Origin of the sequence: Marinomonas ushuaiensis DSM 15871, from assembly GCF_000521805.1 — a bacterium.
Lineage (GTDB): Bacteria > Pseudomonadota > Gammaproteobacteria > Pseudomonadales > Marinomonadaceae > Marinomonas > Marinomonas ushuaiensis.
On the sequence record NZ_JAMB01000031.1, the window covers coordinates 1 to 1,860 of the forward strand.

1 protein-coding gene is annotated in these 1,860 nt (G+C 37.2%); it reads left to right on the plus strand.

Annotated features, from left to right (window positions below):
* Nucleotides 1-437 precede the first annotated feature (437 nt).
* On the plus strand, nt 438-1,691 hold the full coding sequence (locus MUS1_RS15770) for a tetratricopeptide repeat protein (RefSeq protein ID WP_051436408.1): 1,254 nt from the start codon (nt 438-440) through the stop codon (nt 1,689-1,691).
* The last annotated feature ends 169 nt before the right edge of the window (nt 1,692-1,860 follow it).

The following is a 1,860-nucleotide window of genomic DNA, read 5'->3' on the forward strand; positions in this document are numbered from 1 at the left end:
AAGAAGACTGTCTGCCGTGTGTGGTATATTGACGAGCGGGTTGTCTTCTAGTGTCCATTCACCTGATTGAACTTTTTTGATTTCTCTGCTTTTCTTCTCATAAACATTAGAGCGAATACTACAGCCGAATTAGTCACGGTGAAAAAGTTACCTTCAGTGAGGCTTTGAAGGCTAGCGATCAAAGTATTACACCGAGCTTTATGCATATTTGAGCTGACAATTGGGGTGACTTTGTTCAGAATAGTCGTCGTATTCATGGCTTAAGGTGTTTAGTTGTTTTTGGCGAAATTATTGATTCCCAAAAACCATGAGCATTCCTTTTTATGCTAACTATTTTTTATTTAATGATAATTCGTGATAAAACACTCGAATTCTGCCCCAGTTATTAGCAAACTATTGATGACTAATATATTTAGATGGAATGAGCTAAAAAGACTATGAAAATAAAAAAACTTACTTTAGGTCAGCAAAAAAGTGCCAGTGTTCATATTAAAAAAGCATTGATCTTATTTCAAAAGGGTGAGTTTCCAAGGGCACTAGAGCTTTATAAAAAGCTATATCAGCTTACAAAAGATCCCAGAGCGCTGCAATTGCAAAGTGTGTGTCAATATCGACTCAAACGTTTTGAAGACGCAATTCGTCTTGCTGAATTGGCGTTAAAAGCTTTTCACAATATAGGCCAGCAGGATATAGCTACATTAGAAAATCTCACAGAAATTAACGGTGTATTTGGTAATCTTAAAGAATCGGAGCGATATGGAAAAATAGTTCTCCAGTTAAAAGATGAATTTACAATGACGTCGTTTAATAAAACCAATCACCTTAACGTGTCAGAAGGGTTTGAAGAGACTGTTCTGAACGGCACAAAAAAGATCATCAGTTTTTCTCTTTATGGTGGTCTTCCTAGGTATTGTGAGAATGCGATACTTAATGTTGAAGCCGCTAAATTGTTACTTCCAGATTTCATTTGCCGTTTTTATATTGATGATTCAGTACCTGGGCACGTAGTAACTAGGCTAAAAGATGAAGGCGCAGAGGTAATTACTGTTGATGAAGAGTCAATGTCCTTACCGGGTACTATGTGGCGTTTTTTGGTGTTTGATGACCCAGAAGTAAGCCTTGCTCTTTGTCGTGATTGCGACTCAATTGTGAGTATACGAGAAAAGCCTTTGGTGGATGAATGGCTTGCCTCTAAATTAAATGCTCATGTGATTCGTGATTTTCATTCGCATTGTGAGTTGATGTTGGCGGGGTTGTTTTCGATTAAAGCGGGTGTTGTTAGTCATGTTAAACAAGCTATGCTGGGCTATGTCGCCAAGCAAAAAGTTAATTTTCATACTGACCAGATTTTTCTCAGGCAATTTTTTTGGCCTTTGATAAAACCGTCACTATTGACCCATGATCGTTGCTTCCAATACGGTGAATTTCTTGGAAAGTCCAAATTAGGTGAGCCTGTGAGTAGTGTTGATCATATAGGGGCTAATATGGGAGCGTTAGCCTACAATATTAAAGTAGATGCTAAAGACAATTCTATTGCTGTGTGGCACTTTGTTAATTCGGATGGTGTTCGCTTTGCTGAGTATCAATCTATTACTAAAAACAAAAGTTTTTCAGCCTCAATTCCTCATGATTATGGAATCAAAATACAACAAGGTGCAATGAAACTAGAGTGGTCTATTGTTTTGGATTAATGAAGAAGCCTGTAACTAATTTAATGTAACAGTCTATAGTGATATATTCAAAAAATTGAGGACAGAGTAAATACCTTAACCGACCATACACTCTTGTAACCAAGTCATAGCCAAGCTCCTAAAAATGATTGAGTTAAGCACATAAAAAAAACGAGCCATTTGGCTCGTT

What these genes read in the sequence shown, in the direction of transcription:
- MUS1_RS15770 (WP_051436408.1), top strand. Translation starts at nt 438, where the DNA reads ATGAAAATAAAAAAACTTACTTTAGGTCAGCAAAAAAGTGCCAGTGTT.